At 54.4% G+C, this 20,905-nt stretch carries 21 protein-coding genes and 1 riboswitch; of the genes, 14 read left to right on the plus strand and 7 right to left on the minus strand.

Going from position 1 to position 20,905, the window contains the following annotated elements; all coding sequences use genetic code 11:
* Positions 1–399 precede the first annotated feature (399 nt).
* Positions 400–1,989, plus strand: coding sequence for a bifunctional phosphoribosylaminoimidazolecarboxamide formyltransferase/IMP cyclohydrolase (purH, locus tag HMPREF3119_RS18345; RefSeq protein WP_070580517.1), 1,590 nt, complete (start codon positions 400–402; stop codon positions 1,987–1,989).
* Between the two features lie 16 nt (positions 1,990–2,005).
* The gene (gene purD, locus HMPREF3119_RS18350; protein ID WP_004904118.1) at positions 2,006–3,289 is read left to right on the plus strand and encodes a phosphoribosylamine--glycine ligase; all 1,284 of its coding nucleotides are present in this window, start codon (positions 2,006–2,008) and stop codon (positions 3,287–3,289) included.
* A 25-nt stretch (positions 3,290–3,314) separates the two neighbouring features.
* Here the strand turns inward: purD and HMPREF3119_RS18355 are convergent, their stop codons facing one another.
* From HMPREF3119_RS18355 to nudC, 6 genes are all read right to left on the minus strand, one after another.
* A complete protein-coding gene (locus tag HMPREF3119_RS18355) occupies positions 3,315–3,974 on the minus strand; it encodes a DUF1481 domain-containing protein (RefSeq protein ID WP_223302437.1) in 660 nt (219 codons plus the stop codon).
* 44 nt (positions 3,975–4,018) lie between these two features.
* Positions 4,019–4,291 (minus strand): nucleoid-associated protein HU-alpha, encoded by a 273-nt coding sequence (hupA, locus tag HMPREF3119_RS18360; RefSeq protein ID WP_004242271.1) that lies wholly within the window; start codon positions 4,289–4,291, stop codon positions 4,019–4,021.
* A 182-nt stretch (positions 4,292–4,473) separates the two neighbouring features.
* Entirely contained in the window at positions 4,474–5,064 is a 591-nt protein-coding gene (locus HMPREF3119_RS18365) for a YjaG family protein (protein ID WP_004242272.1), read from the minus strand.
* A 6-nt stretch (positions 5,065–5,070) separates the two neighbouring features.
* A complete protein-coding gene (gene nfi, locus HMPREF3119_RS18370) occupies positions 5,071–5,805 on the minus strand; it encodes a deoxyribonuclease V (protein WP_246829300.1) in 735 nt (244 codons plus the stop codon).
* Positions 5,806–5,839: 34 nt separating this feature from the next.
* On the minus strand, positions 5,840–6,907 hold the full coding sequence (gene hemE / locus HMPREF3119_RS18375) for a uroporphyrinogen decarboxylase (protein ID WP_004242275.1): 1,068 nt from the start codon (positions 6,905–6,907) through the stop codon (positions 5,840–5,842).
* A gap of 92 nt (positions 6,908–6,999) precedes the next feature.
* Entirely contained in the window at positions 7,000–7,782 is a 783-nt protein-coding gene (gene nudC / locus HMPREF3119_RS18380) for an NAD(+) diphosphatase (protein ID WP_004242276.1), read from the minus strand.
* Positions 7,783–7,982: 200 nt separating this feature from the next.
* Between nudC and HMPREF3119_RS18385 the strand changes: the two genes are divergently transcribed.
* Genes HMPREF3119_RS18385 through HMPREF3119_RS18410 form a run of 6 tightly spaced genes read left to right on the plus strand, consistent with a single transcriptional unit; the run spans position 7,983 to position 13,284 of the window.
* A complete protein-coding gene (locus HMPREF3119_RS18385; protein ID WP_015422414.1) occupies positions 7,983–9,053 on the plus strand; it encodes an ABC transporter substrate-binding protein in 1,071 nt (356 codons plus the stop codon).
* 10 nt (positions 9,054–9,063) lie between these two features.
* A complete protein-coding gene (locus HMPREF3119_RS18390; protein WP_070580520.1) occupies positions 9,064–9,888 on the plus strand; it encodes an alkaline phosphatase family protein in 825 nt (274 codons plus the stop codon).
* Entirely contained in the window at positions 9,881–10,774 is an 894-nt protein-coding gene (locus HMPREF3119_RS18395; RefSeq protein ID WP_079549440.1) for an ABC transporter permease, read from the plus strand. Before HMPREF3119_RS18390 ends, HMPREF3119_RS18395 begins: the two co-directional genes overlap by 8 nt.
* A complete protein-coding gene (locus HMPREF3119_RS18400) occupies positions 10,761–11,561 on the plus strand; it encodes an ABC transporter permease (RefSeq protein WP_004242280.1) in 801 nt (266 codons plus the stop codon). The genes HMPREF3119_RS18395 and HMPREF3119_RS18400 overlap by 14 nt, the downstream gene beginning before the upstream one ends.
* A 10-nt stretch (positions 11,562–11,571) precedes the next feature.
* Complete coding sequence (locus HMPREF3119_RS18405; RefSeq protein ID WP_036419172.1) at positions 11,572–12,600, plus strand: ABC transporter ATP-binding protein; 1,029 nt, start codon at positions 11,572–11,574, stop codon at positions 12,598–12,600.
* Between the two features lie 9 nt (positions 12,601–12,609).
* Positions 12,610–13,284, plus strand: coding sequence for an HAD family hydrolase (locus HMPREF3119_RS18410; RefSeq protein ID WP_004904101.1), 675 nt, complete (start codon positions 12,610–12,612; stop codon positions 13,282–13,284).
* A gap of 67 nt (positions 13,285–13,351) precedes the next feature.
* Here the strand turns inward: HMPREF3119_RS18410 and HMPREF3119_RS18415 are convergent, their stop codons facing one another.
* Positions 13,352–14,929 (minus strand): methyl-accepting chemotaxis protein, encoded by a 1,578-nt coding sequence (locus HMPREF3119_RS18415; protein WP_036419169.1) that lies wholly within the window; start codon positions 14,927–14,929, stop codon positions 13,352–13,354.
* Between the two features lie 255 nt (positions 14,930–15,184).
* A riboswitch (TPP riboswitch) is annotated at positions 15,185–15,304 on the plus strand.
* A gap of 141 nt (positions 15,305–15,445) precedes the next feature.
* Between HMPREF3119_RS18415 and thiC the strand changes: the two genes are divergently transcribed.
* From thiC to thiH, 6 genes are read left to right on the plus strand one after another with little or no spacing between them, the layout of a single operon-like run.
* Positions 15,446–17,395, plus strand: a complete 1,950-nt coding sequence (gene thiC, locus HMPREF3119_RS18420; protein WP_036419167.1) for a phosphomethylpyrimidine synthase ThiC — start codon at positions 15,446–15,448, stop codon at positions 17,393–17,395.
* Positions 17,382–18,047 (plus strand): thiamine phosphate synthase, encoded by a 666-nt coding sequence (thiE, locus tag HMPREF3119_RS18425; RefSeq protein ID WP_070580522.1) that lies wholly within the window; start codon positions 17,382–17,384, stop codon positions 18,045–18,047. The genes thiC and thiE overlap by 14 nt, the downstream gene beginning before the upstream one ends.
* Positions 18,037–18,795, plus strand: coding sequence for a HesA/MoeB/ThiF family protein (locus tag HMPREF3119_RS18430; protein ID WP_070580524.1), 759 nt, complete (start codon positions 18,037–18,039; stop codon positions 18,793–18,795). The genes thiE and HMPREF3119_RS18430 overlap by 11 nt, the downstream gene beginning before the upstream one ends.
* Entirely contained in the window at positions 18,786–18,986 is a 201-nt protein-coding gene (thiS, locus tag HMPREF3119_RS18435; protein WP_036413552.1) for a sulfur carrier protein ThiS, read from the plus strand. The genes HMPREF3119_RS18430 and thiS overlap by 10 nt, the downstream gene beginning before the upstream one ends.
* A 2-nt stretch (positions 18,987–18,988) precedes the next feature.
* Positions 18,989–19,756 carry a thiazole synthase gene (locus HMPREF3119_RS18440; RefSeq protein WP_036413549.1) on the plus strand — a complete coding sequence of 256 codons (768 nt, stop codon included), beginning with the start codon at positions 18,989–18,991 and terminating at the stop codon, positions 19,754–19,756.
* Positions 19,756–20,883 carry a 2-iminoacetate synthase ThiH gene (gene thiH, locus HMPREF3119_RS18445; RefSeq protein WP_004904088.1) on the plus strand — a complete coding sequence of 376 codons (1,128 nt, stop codon included), beginning with the start codon at positions 19,756–19,758 and terminating at the stop codon, positions 20,881–20,883. The genes HMPREF3119_RS18440 and thiH overlap by 1 nt, the downstream gene beginning before the upstream one ends.
* Positions 20,884–20,905: the final 22 nt, after the last annotated feature.

The raw sequence follows: 20,905 nt of genomic DNA on the forward strand, positions 1-20,905 counted from the left end.
AGGCTGCGTATATTACGTTTTCAGCCCCTTCGAGTCAAGCGATAATTTCTTATCTGCCGTTCTCTTTTTTCCTGCCGGACCGCGTGTTAGCGCGTTGTTCCGTGTCAGTGGAGGTGCATTATAGGGAGTCGCTTTCAGAAGACAAGTGTTAATTTTCGATTTTTTGACTGTTTGCTGCATTCCCCAGCAAAACCCCTGTTTATACCGGGTTACACACAAGGTTATCCACAGATGGTAAAAAATCACAAAATTCACAAGCATCACGCAAACGTTTGCGTTACAATCTGCTGCATTCGTGTACCGTTGCTTTTTACTCCGGGTTTTGAAATCTTATGAGATACACCGATTTCACCTGCAACCTATTGTCATTTATTCGTTGAATTCAAGGGATCCAAACTCATGCAACAGCCTCGCCCTATCCGTCGTGCCCTGCTCAGTGTCTCTGACAAAACCGGCATCACTGAATTTGCTCAGGCTCTTTCCGCCCGTGGTGTTGAATTGTTATCAACCGGCGGTACTGCCCGCCTGCTGGCTGACGCCGGTCTGCCGGTGACTGAAGTCTCCGATTACACCGGTTTTCCGGAAATGATGGACGGGCGTGTCAAAACCCTGCATCCGAAAGTACACGGCGGGATCCTCGGCCGCCGCGGCACAGATGATGAGATTATGGCGAAGCATCAGATTTCCGCTATTGATATGGTGGTTGTGAATCTCTATCCGTTTGCGGAAACCGTGGCAAAACCCGGCTGCACATTGGAAGACGCGGTTGAAAATATCGATATCGGCGGGCCGACCATGGTGCGCTCCGCCGCGAAGAACCATAAAGATGTGGCGATTGTGGTAAAAAGCAGTGACTACAGCAATATCATTGCCGAGATGGATGCCGGACAAAACAGCCTGAGTTTCGATACCCGTTTTGACCTCGCCATCAAAGCCTTTGAGCATACCGCGGCCTATGACAGCATGATCGCCAACTATTTCGGTCAGAAAGTCAAACCGTACTTCGGCGATACCACTCAGCCTTCCGGTCAGTTCCCGCGTACCCTGAATCTCAACTTTATTAAGAAGCAGGACATGCGCTACGGCGAAAACAGCCATCAGAATGCCGCCTTCTATATAGAAGAGAATATTCAGGAAGCGTCCATCAGTACTGCAGTGCAGTTACAGGGTAAAGCCCTCTCTTATAATAATATCGCGGATACGGATGCTGCCCTTGAATGTGTGAAACAGTTTGATAAACCGGCCTGTGTGATCGTCAAACACGCCAACCCGTGTGGTGTAGCCATTGCTGATACCTTACTGACCGCCTATGACAACGCCTTTAAAACTGACCCGACTTCCGCTTTCGGCGGTATTATCGCGTTTAACCGCGAACTGGATGCCCAAACTGCGGCAGAAATTACCGAACGCCAGTTTGTGGAAGTGATTATTGCCCCGTCCGTCGCGGAAGATGCGCTGCCGGTTCTCGCGGCAAAACAGAATGTCCGCGTGCTGACCTGCGGTCAGTGGCAGCATCCGGTTGCCGCCCTTGATTTCAAACGGGTGAACGGCGGTCTGCTGGTGCAGGATCGCGATCTCGGAATGGTCGGTGATACTGACCTGAAAGTAGTCAGCAAACGTCAGCCGACAGAGCAGGAACTGAAAGATGCCCTGTTCTGCTGGAAAGTGGCGAAGTTTGTTAAGTCCAATGCCATTGTTTATTCAAAGAATAATATGACCATCGGCGTGGGTGCCGGTCAGATGAGCCGCGTTTACTCCGCGAAAATTGCCGGCATCAAAGCCGGTGACGAAGGGCTGGAAGTGGCGGGATGCGCCATGGCATCCGATGCGTTCTTCCCGTTCCGTGATGGTATTGATGCAGCAGCCGCTGTCGGTATTACCTGCGTGATCCAGCCGGGTGGCTCTATCCGTGATGACGAAGTCATTGCAGCAGCAGATGAACACAATATCGCGATGATTTTCACCGGCATGCGCCATTTCCGTCATTAATACCCGGAGCTGACTTATGAATATCCTGATTATCGGTAATGGCGGACGCGAACATGCGCTGGCCTGGAAAGCTGCACAATCCCCGCTGGCAGCCAATGTTTATGTCGCGCCCGGTAACGCCGGTACCGCACAGGAACCAAACCTGACCAATGTGGATATCAGTGCGACAGATATTGACGGCCTGGTGGCCTTTGCCCGCGCCAATAATATCGGCCTGACCATTGTCGGCCCGGAAGCACCACTGGTGATGGGCGTGGTTGATGCATTCAATGCAGCCGGTCTGACTATCTTCGGCCCGGCCAAAGGTGCCGCGCAGCTGGAAGGCTCCAAAGCATTCACCAAAGATTTTCTGGCGCGTCACCATATCCCGACGGCGGACTATCAGAACTTTACTGAGGTTGAACCAGCACTGGCTTATCTGGACAAAACCGGTGCACCGGTGGTGATCAAAGCTGACGGCCTGGCGGCCGGTAAAGGCGTGATCGTCGCCATGACCCTGAAAGAAGCACAGGACGCGGTACATGACATGCTGGCCGGTAATGCTTTCGGCGATGCCGGGCACCGCATTGTGATTGAAGAGTTCCTGACCGGCGAAGAAGCCAGTTTTATCGTCATGGTGGACGGTAAAAATGTGGTGCCGATGGCGACCAGCCAGGATCACAAACGGGTCGGTGACAATGACACCGGGCCAAACACCGGCGGTATGGGCGCTTACTCCCCGGCACCAGTGGTGACCGATGCCGTTCATCAGCGGGTGATGGAAAAAGTGATTTACCCGACCGTTGAAGGTATGGCGGCGGAAGGTCACACCTATCAGGGCTTTTTATACGCCGGGCTGATGATTGATGAACACGGCGAGCCGAAAGTGATTGAATTTAACTGTCGCTTTGGTGATCCGGAAACCCAGCCGATTATGATGCGGTTACAGTCAGACCTGGTTGAGCTCTGCCTTGCCGGTGCGCAGGGAAAACTGGCGGGAAAAACCTCGCTGTGGGATCCGCGTCCGGCGCTTGGTGTGGTGATGGCAGCCGGTGGTTATCCGGGTGATTACCGTAAAGGTGATGTGATCAGCGGACTGGATATTCAGGAAGCAGACTGCAAAGTTTTCCAGGCCGGAACAGCACTGAAAGAAGGTGCGGTTGTGACTGACGGCGGCCGGGTGTTGTGTGTGACGGCACTGGGTGAGGATATTGCTCAGGCGCAGAAACAGGCTTATGCCGCACTGAAACATATTCACTGGGATGATGCATTTTGCCGCAGTGATATCGGCTACCGTGCTATTGCCCGTCTGAATAAGTAAACCACGTTAATACCCTGCGGGAGATTTACAGTGAATCTTCCGTAGGTTCCCATTTACAGAAGTTATCATTTGCCGCCAGCAGAATTTCCCGTCCTTCCGGTGAATCCAGCCATGCAATGTAGATAGGTGATGCGCTGCTGCGCTGACGCTTCGCCAGGAACTGTTCTGTTTCCGCATCAAATTCAATGTAGGATTTATTACCCTGACAATCCGTGACATAGCTGTCACGCCACTGCCCCTGTTTCAGCCGGATATCACCGATCACCAGTGCGCTGTTAAGTGTCAGCTGTCTGTCCGCCACAAAGGTCATCCGGGTGATTTCGTCTGCGGTCAGCGGGGATTTATGCCCGTCTTTATCACGCTGCATAAAGATGGTATTGCCCTCGTGATCCAGCCGTATCTGTTCAGAAAAACCGTTATCGCCCAGATATTCTGCACGGATCTGCCAGAGCTGGCCTCTGCGGTATTCATAAACGGTGACGACGGTCTGTTGTCCGCTGCGGTAGGGACTGAAAACACTCATCAGGACACGGGGTTGGTTGTCAGCGTTGAGACGCCACATTCTGACAGCGCCGTCGTCCGCGATATAACCGGACGCGCTGAAGGGAGGAAAGTCAGGCTGAACAGAGCAGGCGCTGAGCAATGAGCCAAAGCCCAGTGCAAGCAGCCCCTGTCTGATCAACAAAAGGGGACGAAATCCCCCTCTATCAATCTGTTTTTGCAACGCAATTATTTTACTGAATCTTTCAGTGCTTTACCGGCAGTGAAAGCAGGCACGTTTGCTGCTGCAATTTTGATTTCTTTACCGGTCTGCGGGTTACGGCCAGTACGCTCTGCACGATGGTTAACTTTAAAAGTACCGAAGCCAACTAATTGTACAGCATCGCCTTCTTTCAGAGAGTCAGTGATGGCCGCCAGAGTTGATTCCAGCGCTGCTTTAGCTTGTGCTTTAGACAGCTCTGCTTTTTCTGCGATAGCATCAATCAATTGAGTCTTATTCATAAAATATCCTTACAGTGTGTTTATCGTTTGCAAAGCATCGAGTGCGTCGGATGTGCCTTTTGACAGCCCTGATACACGCGCCCCGATAGCCACTTCTTTTCGCCCCCCACTGTAGACCAGAGACGGGGCAATTGTGAAGCCTTTAACACCGGCATTTATAGGCTTAAATCACGTTTTTTGATTTAATCGCCTAAACTAACGCCAATATTGCTGATCCCCGCATCCCGGAGATCGGATTTCAAGCCTTTTATCAACTCAATATCGCGCTCTTCGCAGGCGGCCAATAAGCGGTAAATTTCCCACTGAATGTCCCACTCTTCTTCAACAGCGGGCAATTCATTTAATTCGTCGTCGGACATTTCGCGTCCGGCTTGTGTCATTTCCAGTACCGCGACAGTGCCGACTGAAATCTCACTGACCGCAATAGCGTGCTCCAGTGTTTCCCCGCTCAGGCGGGTATGGATAAGCTCACTGAGTGCCGCGCAGGCATCAATCGCCGGATACACACCGTAAATATCATAGTCGTCTCCATCAGGGATAATGTCTTCCAGCTTTTCCAGCTGGTTATCAAAGTTCACTTTTGCGTCTTTGACAGTCAGGACTTCCCAGATGAGATCCAGAATACGCCGGTAAAGCGACGGATCGGTAAACCCGGTCTGCTGACAAAAAACGGCATAATTCGGGTACATTCTCTCGCACAGACAAGCCGTGAAGGTGAGATGCTGCCAGCTTTCCAGTTTTTCCAGCCGTAAGTGGATCGGGTTCTTTAACATTCCGCTTTACTCGTTACTCTGATGTGAGCCGCAGTTTACCTGAAAATCCGTGATATCCACATCTTTACGTGGAAAATCGGGAAATTTCCGTTTCAACCGGACAAAAAATGTTCGATTTGAGGCAATGCCATCAGCCCAGCGGGTCGGTTCAGGCAGGCGATAGCCGCGCGTCAGGGCTTTTACCCAGGTCAGTGCGGTGTCAATACTCATATGATGACCGGGTGAAATGAACAGCGGATTGCAGCGGTTTTTGCTGCGCCAGACCCAGCCGAGCGGCTCACCTTTGTCTGTCAGCAGCGATTGTGCACCGGCCTCTTCCGTCAGCGGTTCAAACGTGCCGCACAACCGGCTTTTGGCCACACCGATGGCAGGTAAATCCAGCAGCACCCCGAGATGCCCGGCAACGCCGAGACGGCGCGGATGAGCGCGCCCCTGGCCGTCCACCAGCACCAGATCCGGTTTTAAGGTCAGTTTCTCCCACGCGGCAAGTGCGGCGGGGATTTCACGGAAGGAGAGCAGCCCCGGAATATAGGGCAGTTGTGTGGGAATGCGGGCGGTCTGATACTCCGCCACTTCCAGTTCAGGCCAGGTGAGGATCACCACAGCAGCCCGGGTGACGTTTCCCCCGTCCTCAAAGCCGATATCCACCCCCGCGATATAGCGGGGATTAAGCGGCACATCCTGCAGACTGACCCGTTGTGCCAGTTCTGTCTGCCGTGCTTTCAGGGCGCGGGTGTCGATGGCTGTCATGGTGACCTCCGTGGTCTGTCAGTGATCAGCCCTGATGATATTTGGCTGACAGGCGGTGAACAGATTCAACGAATGCACCGGCATGCTCAGGCGGAACATCCTGGTGGATGCCGTGTCCGAGGTTGAACACATGCCCTTCGCCCTGACCAAAACCGGCGAGGATAGATGCCACTTCCGCTTCAATGCGGGCAGGTGATGCATAGAGCATGGACGGATCCATATTGCCCTGTAACGCCACTTTACTACCGACCCGGCGGCGGGCATCCGCGATATCTGTGGTCCAGTCCAGCCCCAGCGCATCACAGCCGGTTTCTGCCATCGCTTCCAGCCACTGTCCGCCGCCTTTGGTGAACAGAGTGACCGGTACACGGCGACCGTCATTTTCGCGGATCAGACCATCGACAATCTTGTGCATGTAATTGAGTGAAAACTCACGGTAATCACGCCCGGTCAGCACGCCGCCCCAGGTATCAAAGATCATCACGGACTGCGCACCGGCTTTAATCTGCGCATTGAGATAGAGGATCACGCTGTCCGCCAGTTTATCCAGCAGCAGGTGCAGGGTCTGCGGTTCGGCATACATCATCTTTTTGATTTTGGTAAAGGCTTTGCTGCTGCCGCCTTCCACCATATAGGTTGCCAGTGTCCACGGGCTGCCGGAGAAACCAATCAGCGGCACATCGCCGTTCAGGGCTTTGCGGATGGCGCGCACGGCATTCATGACATAACCGAGTTCCTGTTCCGGATCCGGCACCGGCAGTTTTTCAACATCACGGGCATTCTGGATCGGATGCACAAAGCGCGGCCCTTCACCGGTTTCAAAATAGAGCCCGAGACCCATCGCATCAGGAATGGTGAGAATATCGGAAAAGAGAATTGCCGCATCCAGCGGAAAACGACGCAGCGGCTGCAGAGTTACTTCACAGGCCAGTTCGGTGTTTTTGCACAGCGCCATAAAATCCCCCGCCTGTTCGCGGGTGGCTTTATATTCAGGCAGATAACGCCCGGCCTGGCGCATCATCCACACGGGGGTGACATCCACCGGCTGACGCAGTAATGCCCGCAGATAGCGGTCGTTTTTCAGTTCACTCATGACAGACTCCAAAAAGTTGTTGGCCGCGTAACGTATTGACGTCCTGAATAAAACCCATTGTAGCACGCCTGCCGCCCGGGGTCAGGGCGGTGTTACGCGTCTTCGTCATCCTGACGGCACAGTACGACTGTATCTTCAATCAGACGGCGGGCAATGGTATCCGGCGGCGGAATAACCGGCAGATTATCATAGCGGTACCAGTCTGCACTGAGCAGCTCTGACGGATCGTGATGAATTTCACCATCCGCATAATCCGCCAGGAATCCCATCATCAGCGAGTGCGGGAACGGCCACGGCTGCGAGGAGACATAACGGATATTCTGAATCTCAATCCGGCTCTCTTCCATCACCTCACGGGCGACAGCTTCTTCCAGGGTTTCGCCGACTTCGACAAACCCGGCGAGTACGGTAAACAACGGCGCGCTTTTGTGGCGGCGGTGCTGTGCAAGCAGAATAGAGTCATGACGGCGGATGCCGACAATAATACACGGCGCTATCTGCGGATAGTAACGTTCGCGGCAGCTGTCACACAGACACGCCCACTCACTTTCACTGTATTTCATCGCCGCACCGCAGTAGCCGCAATAACGGTGCGAGCGGTAGAATTCCGCCAGTTGCACGCCGCGTCCGGCCATTTTGAAGAGGTCATCATTCTCTGCGGCAATAATGCGCGGCGAACACATATCGGAACGCATTTTTTCGCGGATCAGCCAGACCGGCAGCCCCTGCCACTCCCCGATACGCACCGCCGGTTTCCCGGTCAGCATCCATTGTGCCGCACTGCCCTCCGGCAGTTGTCCTTCCGGCAGCCAGACGCGGTTATCCGCGCTGATAACCCAGTAGCCGGTTTCATTGCCCGTTAAAATCTGCTGCATAATAGAGACATCATGTTAATGAAATAATAATGGATTAAATCATACTCCGTTTGCGGGGAGAATACTCGGCATAACGGGGCATGCATTTCCCTGTCACCCGGCTGTCAGAAAAGTGTCACACGGGTGTCAGTTGCCTGTCACAAACGCGTCATACCCTAGCCTCACCACTGATACTGAATCAGTTAACTGACGAGGGTTTTATGACACGTTTTCCTGCTGCCAAAATATTGCTGACCGCCGTTGCTGTTTCCGCCTCTTTTTCTGCGTTCTCTGCCGGACAAAACACCATTCCTGAAGAACTGATTGCCGCCGCCAAAAAAGAGGGCGTGGTTTACAGTGTCGGGATGCCGGATACCTGGGCCAACTGGAAAGGCACCTGGTCTGATCTTGAAAAACTCTACAGTATCCGCCATCAGGATACCGACATGAGCTCTGCTCAGGAAATTGCCAAGTTTGCGGCTGAAAAAAGTAATGCCACCGCAGATATCGGGGATGTCGGTGCCGCCTTCGGCCCTGTCGCCGTTCAGAAAGATGTGGTGCAGCCTTATAAACCCACCACCTGGGATCAGATCCCGGACTGGGCAAAAGATAAAGACGGTAACTGGGCGCTGGCCTATACCGGCACCATTGCATTCATCATCAATAATGACCTTGTCAAAGAACAGCCGAAAAGCTGGGCTGATCTGCGCAGCGGTAACTACCGCGTGACAATCGGTGATGTCGGTATCGCGGCACAGGCTAACAGCGGCGTGCTGTCTGCGGCCTTTGCCCTCGGCGGTAATGAAACCAATATTCAGCCGGCGATTGAGTTGTTTGCCGATCTCGCCAAACAGAAACGTTTATCCCTGAATGACCCGAGCGTGGCCAACCTGGAAAAAGGGGAAGTGGAAGTGGCGGTAATGTGGGATTTCAACGCCCTTAACTACCGCGACCAGATTGATGCCAAACGCTTTACCGTGGTGATCCCGTCTGACGGCTCTGTCACCTCCGGTTACACCACTATTATTAATAAATACGCGAAGAACCCGAACGCTGCCAAACTGGCCCGTGAGTTTATTTTCAGTGATAAAGGACAGCTCAACCTGGCCGAAGGATATGCCCGCCCTATCCGCGCGGCACACCTGACCCTGCCGGACGATATCAAAGCCAAACTGCTGCCGGAATCCCAGTACAGCAAAGCCAAACCGATTACCGATTTTGACGGCTGGGAAAAAACCTCCCGCCAGTTGCCGAAACTGTGGCAGCAGAACGTTATCATCAACATGAATTAACGGAATGACAATGAATAACCCAGTTATCCTGGTTGTTCTGGATGGCTTAAACTACCGCACAGCCCATGACTGCATGGGCTTTATGCAGGGGTTAGCTGAATCCGGGGACGCCACACTGTACCGCCTGAGCTGTGAACTGCCCTCGCTCTCCCGCCCGCTGTATGAATGTATTCTGACCGGCGTGCGCCCGGTTGACAGCGGCGTGGTGCACAATCAGGTGGTGCGCCTGTCACACAACGACAGTATTTTCTCCCTCGCACAAAAAGCCGGAAAAACCACCGCTGCCGCCGCTTATCACTGGATCAGTGAGCTGTATAACCGCGCCCCGTTTGATGCAGTCCGTGACCGTTTCACTCACGATGATTCGCTTGCGATACAACACGGCTGTTTTTATCAGGCGGATCACTATCCGGATGATCATTTATTCCTCGATGCGGAATATTTACGCCGTCAATACCATCCCGATTTCCTGCTTATTCACCCGATGAATATTGACGATGCCGGTCATAAATCCGGCGGGGATTCACAGCAATACCGCAACAGCGCCCGCCGTGCAGACGGCCTGCTCTCCGCGTATCTGCCTGCGTGGCTGGAAGCGGGTTATCAGGTGCTGGTGACCAGTGATCACGGCATGAATAATGATCGCTCACACGGCGGGATTCTGGATGAAGAGCGTGCGGTGCCGCTGTTTGTTACCGGTGACGCCTTCTCTCATGAGGCCGATCTTCCGGTGCAGCAGACACAGCTGTGCGGCACCATCTGCCGGTTGCTCGGCCTGAGCGGATACAACAAAGCCGCTGTACCGCGCCTGCTGCGGGAGACGCAACATGGCTGATATTCTGCCGGAGCTGACCGCGATGAAAAGTAAGCAACATACCCGCCCTCTGTCACGCCGTCTGCCGCTGAAACCGATGCTGTTACTGCTCCCTGCCGCGCTGCTGTTCGCGCTTTTCCAGCTTGCGCCGATGTTATGGGTGATTATCAACAGCTTTGTGTATGAAGATGCCTGGTCATTCGGTAACTTTACCGAAATCTTCAGCAGCCCTTTTTATATTCAGTCCTTTGAAAACACCCTGTGGATTTCCGGGGTATCGGCGGTCGGCGGGCTGATCCTCGCCGCACTGTTTGCCGCCTCCTTACAGCACGTCCCGCCGCGTCCGCGCCGCTGGCTGATTGCCTTTACCAATATGACCGGCAACTTCAGCGGTGTGCCGCTGGCGTTTGCTTTCATTATCATTCTCGGCGTCAACGGCGCCATCACCCTGCAACTGAAAGCCTGGGGAGTGATTGAGGATTTCAATCTCTACAGCGCTGCCGGGCTGATGCTGATTTATCTCTATTTTCAGATCCCGCTGGGGATCCTGCTGCTCTATCCGGCGTTTGATGCCCTGAAACCGGAGTGGGAGGATGCCGCCAAAACCATGGGGGCCGGCCGCCCGGCCTACTGGCGCTATGTCGCGCTGCCGGTGCTTTCGCCGGCGCTGCTCGGCACCTTTATCATTCTGTTCGCCAATGCCGCCGGGGCTTATGCCTCCACTTATGCGCTGACCACCGGGAACTACAATATGGTGACCATCCGTATCGCCAGCCTGGTGTCCGGCGACCTGTTCCTGGAGCCGAATATGGCGGCGGCACTCTCTGTCCTGCTGATGGTTATCCTCGGATTCATCACTGCTGTCTATCACTGGCTGCTGAAACGGAGTTACCATGCCAAGTGCTGATCTCACACTCAATCCGCCGTCCATGGCGCGTTATCACAAAATCATGCTCAGCCTGATTGTGATCCTGCTGCTGTTACCGATTATCGCGACCCTGCTGTATTCCTTCTCCACCCGCTGGGGTGCCACGGTGCTGCCGGACGGCCTGACATTACAGTGGTATCTGAAACTGTGGCAGGATCCGCGTTTTCTTGCCGCGTTCGGCCGTTCGCTGTTTATCTGTTTTGTCACCCTTGCCATCAGCACCCTGGTGATCCTGCCGCTGGTGTTTGCCGTGTTTTATTACTTCCCGCGGCTGAAAGGGCTGATGGAGATCCTGATTATTCTGCCGTTTGCCGTGCCGCCGGTGGTCTCTTCCGTCGGATTACTGCAGCTGTTCGCTGACGGGCCGCTGCCGATTGCCGGTACCCCGTGGATTCTGATCGGTACCTATTTCACCATCACCCTGCCGTTTATGTACCGGGCGCTGGCCAACAGCCTGAACGGCGTGCCGCTGAAAGATTTACTGGATGCCGCTCATCTGCTCGGTGCAGGTACTTTTAAGGCGTTTCTGCTGGTGGTGGTGCCAAATATCCGCAAAGGGTTGCTGGTGTCGCTGCTGATCGCCTTCTCCTTCCTGTTCGGCGAGTTTGTATTTGCCAATATCCTGGTCGGCACCCGTTACGAAACCCTGCAAATCTATCTCTATAACATGCGCCAGACCAGCGGGCACTTCACCTCCGCACTGGTGGCAAGCTACTTTATTTTCACCCTGATCCTGACCCTGATCGCGACACGCTTAAGCCGCTGAGGAATCACTGATGAGCTATGTAATTGCTGAAAACCTGACAAAATCCTTTGCTGCCACTCCGGTCTTTTCCGGTCTGAATTTTTCTGTCAGCAAAGGGGAATTTATTACTCTGCTCGGCCCGAGCGGCTGCGGTAAATCTACCTTGCTGCGTTGTCTCGCCGGGCTGGAACCGGTCAATGACGGCAGAATTTATGTGAATAAACAGGATATTACTTCATCTCCGCCACAGCAGCGGGAAATCGGCATGGTGTTTCAGAGCTATGCGCTGTTTCCGAATATGACCACTGAACGCAACATTGCTTTCGGTCTGAAGATGCAGAAAGTCCCGGAAAATGAACAGCGCAAATCCGTTGCAGAGGTGATTGAGCTGGTGGGTCTGAAAGGAAAAGAACAGCATCTGCCGCATCAGCTTTCCGGCGGCCAGCGGCAGCGTGTGGCACTGGCACGGGCACTGGTGATGAAACCGCGCATTCTGCTGCTGGATGAACCGCTCTCCGCGCTGGATGCGCAGATCCGCAAACATCTGCGCCAGCAAATCCGTCAGATCCAGCGCGAGCTGAATCTGACCACCATTTTTGTCACCCACGACCAGGAAGAAGCCATGCTGATGTCTGACCGTATCTTCCTGATGAACAAGGGTGAAATCGTGCAGAGCGATACCGCCGAAAACCTCTACACCCAGCCCGCCAATGAGTTTGTCGCACGTTTTATGGGGCATTACAATCTGGTCAGCGCGCACAACGCCAACAGCCTGCTCGGCCTGAATCTCAGCGGCATTGTGGCGATCCGCCCGGAATCCATTTATGTGCGTGAGGCCGGAAGACAGTACGGGGAACACATTTCTCACCCGGTTTCAGGTACAATCCGTGACAGTCAGTTACTGGGCAATATTATCCGTTATCAGGTGGATACTGGGCTGGGCGCACTGACCGTGGATCTGCTGAACCGCTCCTCAGAGCGGCTGTTTGAACAGGGCACTCAGCTGGAGCTGATGTTCAATAAAAATGAAATCCGCGCCCTTGCCCCGTCAGTTAATTAAAGGAACGTCATGTCAACATTAGCGGTTTTCGACCTCGATCACACCTTAATCGCTGCAGACAGCAGCCTGTTATGGACAGACTACCTGTGGGAAAAAGGCATTATCACTGATCCGGCCTTTCTTGCCGCAGATAAGCAGATGATGGCGGATTACAGCGCCGGTAAGCTGGATATGGCCGCGTATATGGCCTTCAGCCTTAAGGCCTTAGGCAATGCCACCGTTGCACAGATTGATGAATGGGTAGCTGATTTTACCGAAAGCAAAGTGCGCCCGCTGGTCTACCCGGATGCGGTCAAAACCCTCGCGTTTTATAAAGAACACGGCGTGCCGGTGATCATCATTTCTGCCACCGCCGATTTTATTGTCAAACCGGTGGCGAAGATGCTGGGTGTGAATCTGGCGTTTGGTATCGAACTGGAAGTCCGGGATGATCACTACACCGGTGCATTGCAGGGGATCACCACCTTCCGGGAAGGGAAAGTGGAAAAACTGGCTAACTTTCTGGATATTCGTCAGTTTTTACCGGAACGTACGATTTTTTATACCGATTCCGCCAACGATTTACCCCTGTGCCGCTACGCCACGGATGTGCTGACGGTCAACGCTGACCCGGTATTGAAGGCAGAAGCAGAAAAGCAGGGGTGGATGCAGCTGACGTGGTCATTAAACCCAGTAAACAGCTGATCCTCCTGCCCGTCACTGATAAATATGATACCCGCTGCCGGAGGTACGGCAGCGGATATCAGCCGGATCAGGCGGCGCTGCTCCCCAGTCTGAACTGTGTCATAACCTGCATGAGCTGCCCCGCCTGCTGATGCAGGCTTTCCGCAGCCGCCGCATTTTCAACCACCAGCGCAGCATTCTGCTGTGTGACTTCATCAATCTGCTGTACAGCAATCCCGACCTGCGAAATGCCCTGAGACTGCTCATTTGCCGCCAGTGTCAGCTCGTCAATCATCTGGCTGACACCCTGTGTCTGAGTGACAATCACCTGCATCGACTCACCGGCTTCTGCCACCAGTTTACTGCCGGCATCCACCTGCTCAACACTGGTATTAATCAGATTTTTTATTTCACCGGCAGCCTGTGCACTCCGCTGCGCCAGTGTCCGGACTTCGCCGGATACCACAGCAAAACCGCGTCCGTGTTCACCGGCGCGGGCGGCTTCCACCGCCGCGTTCAGTGCAAGGATATTGGTCTGGAATGCGATGGAATCAATCACACCGATAATGTCAGTGATTGTGCGGGAAGAGTTTGAGATATCCTGCATGGCATGAATAACCAGATCCACTTTCTCACCACCGTGACGGGCGGTTTCGGATGCTTCCGCAGCCATCATATTCGCTTTTGCCGCAATCTCCGCACTGCTTTTCACTGTAGCAGACAACTGTTCCATTGATGCTGCGGTCTGCTGCAGACTGCTGGCCTGGGATTCAGTACGCTGGCTCAGATCAGCATTACCGCTGGTTATCTGCATTGTGCCGGTCACAATGCTGTCACTGTTATTACGCACTGTGCCGACGATACCGGCCAGATTCCTCTGCATCGCTTTCAGGGTACTCAGCACACTCCCGTCCGGAACCGGATGAATTTCATCGGACGGCGACAGATCACCGGAGGCCACCCGTTCAGCCACTTCTTTCAGTTGGGCGGGTTCGGCGCCCAGAGAGCGTGTCAGATTGCGGATAATCATCATCCCGGAAACAATCGCCAGCGTTAACGCCAGCAGTGCAAACACCAGAATAATGTTGCTCTGACGCTCATAATTCGTATTAAATTCCTGAATAAGCTGATTACCGGTTTCAGTACCGTGATCGCGGCTGGCACGGAATGACAGGATATAGGCATCCGATGCCGCATACTCAGCATCCATCATTTTCGCAATCGCTTCCTCATGACGTCCCTGCTGATCGAGTTCAAGCACTTCCCGGGTCACGGCGGCATAGTGTTTTTCATCCGCTATCATCTTATCAAGCAACGCCCGCCCCTGCGGATCCATACCGAACTCATTGACCATATCCAGCAATGTCTGCGTTCTTTTACTGACTTTCCCGTCCTCTTCTTTAAAACGGTTCAGTTCTTCTGTTTTATCTTTCTTATCAGTCGCATTGATCATATCCCGCAGCATGATAGCCCGCTCTTCCGTCGCATGGCGGACTTCATAGGCCTGAACCTGAAGTGCATATGTCCCGTTAACGTAATTCGTGAACATCTCTTTGTCTTTATACAGGTTCATCACTGCCATTCCGGAAACCAGCGCCAGAATGGCGATCAGAACACCAAATGTGACAGATAACCTGACACGAATCGTCGTATTTTTAAGATTCATTTTTTTTCCTGATGCAGAAAGCAGTCAATAAGGCCAATAAATAACCAAATATTTTTTCTTAATATGCCGTAATAAGGCACGCCGACAGAAAACATCGGCAACTGACCGGAAATTATCAGTTTTAATTTAATTTTTTTTATAGTCAGCTGCTGCGGTGTAACCACTGAATATCAGGGAGGATGATCGGAAACGCTTCTGGTGAATAAATGATGTTATAAAAAGGTTGTAGTTTCCGGGCAGCTTCTTATACTGAAATCTTTCTTGTCGGAGTGCCCAGTATTTATCTCTGTGATAAATCGGGCTGAGACCGTTAATTCGGGATCCGCGGAACCTGATCGGGTTAGTACCCGCGAAGGGAACAAGAGTAATCTTTCCTTTTTTAACCGCTGTTTTCAGCCGCCGCAATGCGGGTTTTATCAGCAGCCGGTTATCACGCATTACTCCTGACGCACCTCCAGACAAGCAATTTCTCACTTTTTCTTCCGGCGTTGCCGGTTTCACTGTAAGGAATTTGCTATGTCCCGTGAACAACGTATTGATACCACTGATCTCTCCCCGGGCGCGGAAACCGCCGCCCCGTCCAAAGCCCGTACCCGCCGTGAGCAGCGCGACGCGGCAGAGGAATATATCAGCACCCTGAAAGGGGTAAATTTCCCGAACTCCTCCCGTATTTATCTCACCGGCTCGCGCCCGGATATCCGGGTGCCGATGCGGGAAATTGCCCTGTCCCCGACCCTGATCGGCGGTGATAAAGCCAATCCGCAGTATGAAGAGAATGAGCCGGTGCCGGTTTATGATACCGCCGGGCCGTACGGCGACCCGCAGGTGAAACTGGATGTCCGTACCGGTCTTGCCCGTCTGCGTGAGCAATGGGTTGCAGAGCGGGGTGATACCGAAGCGGTGACACAACTAAGTTCTGATTTTACCCGTGACCGGCTGGCTGATAACGGCCTTGACCATCTGCGCTATCCAAACCGCCCGGCACCGCTGAAAGCCAAAACCGGAAAATGCGTGACACAACTGCATTATGCCCGGAAAGGGATTGTCACCCCGGAGATGGAGTTTATCGCCATCCGCGAAAATATGGGGCGTGAACGCATCCGGGGCGAAGTTCTGCTGCAACAGCATCCGGGACAGCATTTCGGTGCCAATCTGCCGGATAACATCACCCCGGAGTTTGTCCGCGATGAAGTCGCTGCCGGACGCGCCATTATCCCGTCCAATATCAACCACCCGGAATCCGAGCCGATGATTATCGGCCGCAATTTCCTGGTAAAAGTGAATGCCAATATCGGCAACTCCTCTGTCACCTCCTCCATTGAGGAAGAAGTGGAGAAACTGGTCTGGTCCACCCGCTGGGGCGCGGATACGGTGATGGATCTCTCCACCGGCCGCTATATCCACGAAACCCGCGAGTGGATCCTGCGTAACAGCCCGGTGCCTATCGGTACTGTGCCGGTGTATCAGGCACTCGAGAAAGTGAACGGTGTGGCCGAGGATCTGACCTGGGAGATGTTCCGCGATACCCTGCTGGAGCAGGCGGAACAAGGGGTGGATTACTTCACCATTCACGCCGGTGTCCTGCTGCGTTATGTGCCGATGACGGCAAAACGCCTGACCGGCATTGTGTCACGCGGCGGCTCGATTATGGCGAAATGGTGTCTGTCCCATCATCAGGAAAACTTCCTCTATCAGCACTTCCGTGACATCTGTGAAATCTGCGCGGCGTATGATGTGGCGCTGTCGCTCGGTGATGGTCTGCGTCCGGGCTCTATTCAGGATGCCAACGACGAAGCCCAGTTCGCTGAACTGCATACTCTCGGCGAGCTGACCAAAATCGCGTGGGAATATGATGTGCAGGTGATGATTGAAGGCCCGGGCCATGTGCCGATGCAGATGATCCGCAAAAACATGACCGAAGAACTGGAGCACTGCCATGAAGCGCCGTTCTACACCCTGGGGCCGCTGACCACCGATATCGCACCGGGTTATGACCACTTTACATCCGGCATCGGCGCGGCACTGATCGGCTGGTTCGGCTGCGCGATGCTCTGTTATGTGACACCGAAAGAGCATCTCGGATTACCGAATAAAGAAGATGTTAAACAAGGACTTATCACCTATAAAATCGCCGCACACGCCGCCGATCTCGCCAAAGGACATCCGGGAGCCCAAATCCGCGATAACGCGATGTCAAAAGCACGTTTTGAATTTCGCTGGGAAGATCAGTTCAATCTGGCGCTGGACCCGGAAACCGCCCGGACTTACCACGATGAAACCCTGCCGCAGGCATCCGGCAAAGTCGCACATTTCTGTTCAATGTGCGGGCCGAAATTCTGCTCAATGAAAATCTCACAGGAAGTCCGCGACTACGCCGCCGGGATGGAAGAGATGTCTGACGCCTTCCGCGCCAAAGGCAGCGAGCTGTATCACAGCGCAGAGGAGCGTATCGATGAATCTGCCTGACGCGCCGTTTGCCCGGACGGAACACAAATTAGGGCTGTATCCGGTGGTGGACTCACTGATGTGGATTGAGCGGCTGCTGGCATCCGGTGTGCAGACAATCCAGCTGCGCATCAAAGACAAAACCGATGCACAGGTGGATGAGCAGATCCGCACCGCTGTTGCGCTGGGAAAACAGTATCAGGCACGGCTGTTTATCAATGATTACTGGCGTTCTGCCATAAAGCACGGTGCGTACGGTGTGCATCTCGGCCAGGAAGATCTGGATATTGCTGACTTGCGGGCAATTCAGCAGGCCGGACTGCGCCTCGGGATTTCCACCCACGATGACAACGAGTTGCTGCGTGCCAAAGCGCTGCATCCATCCTATATCGCGCTGGGGCATATTTTTCCGACACAAACCAAAATCATGCCCTCTTCCCCGCAGGGACTGGAAAACTTAGCCCGCCAGGTTGCAGCCACGCCGGATTTCCCGCTGGTCGCCATCGGCGGTATTTCCCTTGAACGCGCCCCTGCCGTGGCCACCACCGGGGTCGGCAGTATTGCGGTGGTCAGCGCCATCATCAAAGCCGCTGACTGGCAGGCTGCCACCCGGCAGCTGATGACACTGACCGGGGAAGCCGCTGAATATCAGGAGGTAAACCATGCTGAATGATCATGATTTTATGCGCTACAGCCGCCAGCTGCTGCTGGAGGATATCGGCCCGGAAGGTCAGCTGAAACTCAAACAGTCTCATGCGGTGATCACCGGCCTCGGCGGGCTGGGATCCCCTGCGGCGCTGTATCTGGCCGCCGCCGGAGTCGGTGAGCTGACCCTGATTGATGATGATGAAGTGCATCTCTCCAACCTCCAGCGCCAGATTTTATATACCGAAGCCGATGTGCCGGACAATAAAGCCCGCACTGCGGCAGCACGTCTGTGGGCGCTGAACCCGGCCCTGACACTCAATGTGATCACCGAACGTCAGACCCGGGAAACGCTGCAACACATTGTACAAACAGCAGATATTGTCCTCGATTGTACCGACAACATGGCCACCCGCCATGCCATCAACGCCGCCTGTGTCACGCAGCAAAAAACCCTGGTCAGCGGCAGTGCGGTTGGTTTCAGCGGACAGCTTCTGGTACTGCAGCCCCCGTTTGAGCACGGCTGTTACTGCTGCCTCTATCCGGACGATATCATTCCGGAACGCAACTGCCGCACTGCCGGTGTGCTCGGCCCGGTTGTCGGGGTGATCGGCACACTCCAGGCGCTGGAAGCGATCAAACTGCTGGCCGGATTGTCTTCCCCGCTGAACGGGAAATTACGCCTTTTCGACGGCAGACAGCAAAGCTGGAGCACATTACAGCTCCGGCGGGCGGCAGAGTGCCCGGTGTGTCAGGAGGCAGCCGCATGCGCATAACGGTGAATGACGAGGTGATGGATATTGATTCTCCCATTACCGTCAGTGAACTGCTGGCATTTCTCGGCCGTCCCGTGGCGGGTATTGCTGTCGCGGTAAACCAGGCCATTGTTGTCCGTGGCTGCTGGTCAGAACACGTTGTCCGCGACGGCGATCAGATTTTACTTTTTCAGGCTATCGCAGGAGGTTAATGATGCTGACGATTGCAGATACCACATTTACATCCCATTTATTTACCGGCACCGGGAAATATACCAGCAGCCGGGTGATGCAGGAGGCGATTGCCGCCTCCGGCAGCCAGTTAGTCACCATGGCGATGAAGCGTATCGACCTTTCTCAGGGACACGATGATATCCTTGCCCCGCTCCGTGAACTCGGTATTAAACTGCTGCCGAATACTTCCGGTGCAAACAATGCCCGGGAAGCGGTGTTTGCCGCACAACTGGCGCGGGAGGCGCTCGGCACCAACTGGATCAAACTGGAGATCCACCCCGATGCCCGTTATCTGCTGCCGGACCCGGTTGAAACCCTGGCTGCGGCAGAAATACTGGTGAAAGAGGGGTTTGTTGTCCTGCCTTACTGCAGTGCGGACCCGGTACTATGCCGCCGGTTGCAGGAGGCCGGATGCGCCGCCGTTATGCCGCTGGGTGCACCTATCGGCTCCAATCAGGGATTACAGACCCGCGATATGCTGCGCATTATTATTGAACAGGCAACGGTTCCGGTAGTGATTGATGCCGGGATCGGCGCACCCAGCCACGCCCTCGAGGCGATAGAACTGGGTGCAGATGCCGTGCTGGTTAATACCGCGATGGCCGTTGCCCGCTCACCGGTCACCATGGCAAAAGCGTTCCGTCTGGCCATTGAGGCCGGGCTGCTGGCGCGGGAGGCAGAGCTGGCGCCGAAGCAGTTGCAGGCATCGGCATCCAGCCCGCTGACCTCATTCCTGGGAGCATTGTGATGAGTGAAAAAACCTTCAGTGACCGCTGGCAGCAGCTGGACTGGGATGATCTCACCTTACAGCTCAACAGCAAAACCACGCGGGATGTCGAACGGGCGCTGAGTGCAGACACGCTGACCACCACGGATTTTATGGCACTGATCTCCCCGGCTGCCCGGCCGTATCTCGAAGTGATGGCGCAGAAAGCACAGACTCTGACCCGGCAGCGTTTCGGCCATGTCGTCGGGATGTATGTCCCGCTCTATCTCTCTAACCTGTGTGCCAACGACTGTACTTACTGTGGCTTCTCCATGAGCAACCACATTAAGCGCAAGACCCTGACACCGGCAGAAATCCATAGCGAATGTAAGGCAATAAAAGCCCTCGGCTTTGACAGCCTGCTGCTGGTCACCGGCGAACATCAGCGCAAAGTGGGAATGGACTACTTCCGCGAAACCTTCCCGCTGATCCGTGATTATTTCAGTACCATGATGATGGAAGTGCAGCCGATGGCGACAGAGGAATACGCCGAACTGCGCACGCTGGGGCTGGACGGCGTGATGGTGTATCAGGAAACCTACCATGAGAGCACCTATCAGCGGCACCATCTGAAAGGGAAAAAACAGGATTTTCACTGGCGGCTGCAAACCCCGGATCGCCTTGGTCAGGCCGGGATCAGCAAGATCGGGCTCGGCGCGCTGATCGGCCTGTCCGGTCAGTGGCGGACAGACTGCTACATGGTCGCGGAACATCTGCACTATCTGCGCCAGCGCTACTGGAAAACCCGTTATTCCATCTCTTTCCCGCGCCTGCGCCCGTGTGCAGGCGGTATTGAGCCGGAATCCCTGATGAATGAAACGGAGCTGGTGCAGCTTATCTGTGCATTCCGCCTGTTCGCACCGGATATTGAGCTGTCTCTCTCCACCCGCGAATCACCGTATTTCCGTGATCATATGGTGCCGGTGGCGATAAACCAGGTCAGCGCCGGTTCCCGCACTCAGCCCGGCGGCTATGCCGAAGAGGATGATCCGGAACTGGAGCAGTTCAGCCCGCATGACAACCGCTCGCCGCAGCAGGTCGCGGATGCCCTGCTCGCCGCCGGTCTTCAGCCGGTCTGGAAGGACTGGGATAAATATCTGGGAAGATAATGTAAGAAAGGCCGGTGAATAC

The sequence above is a fragment of the Morganella sp. HMSC11D09 genome, assembly GCF_001807955.1.
Classification (GTDB): Bacteria; Pseudomonadota; Gammaproteobacteria; order Enterobacterales; family Enterobacteriaceae; genus Morganella; species Morganella morganii.